This window comes from Streptomyces roseoverticillatus, assembly GCF_000719265.1.
Taxonomy (GTDB): Bacteria; Actinomycetota; Actinomycetes; order Streptomycetales; family Streptomycetaceae; genus Streptomyces; species Streptomyces roseoverticillatus.
The window spans coordinates 1-280 of record NZ_JOFL01000079.1; the positions used below are offsets into that span (position 1 = coordinate 1).

Annotated in this window: 1 protein-coding gene; it reads right to left on the minus strand. The window is 67.9% G+C overall.

Going from position 1 to position 280, the window contains the following annotated elements; genetic code table 11:
• On the minus strand, positions 1 to 280 hold a 280-nt coding region (locus tag IF61_RS0131895), incomplete at both ends, for a carboxyl transferase domain-containing protein (protein ID WP_030370032.1).

Genomic DNA, 280 nt, shown 5'->3' on the forward strand with positions numbered 1-280 from the left:
GACGACGTCGGGGCCGGTGATGAACATCTGCGAGGTCTCGCGGACCATGAACACGAAGTCCGTCAGCGCCGGCGAGTAGGCCGCGCCGCCCGCGCACGGGCCGAGCATCACGCTTATCTGCGGGATGACGCCCGAGGCCTTGGTGTTGCGCTGGAAGATGCCGCCGTAACCGGCGAGCGCCGAGACGCCCTCCTGGATACGGGCACCCGCACCGTCGTTCAGCGACACCAGCGGCGCACCCGCCGCGATGGCCATGTCCATGATCTTGTGGATCTTCGTG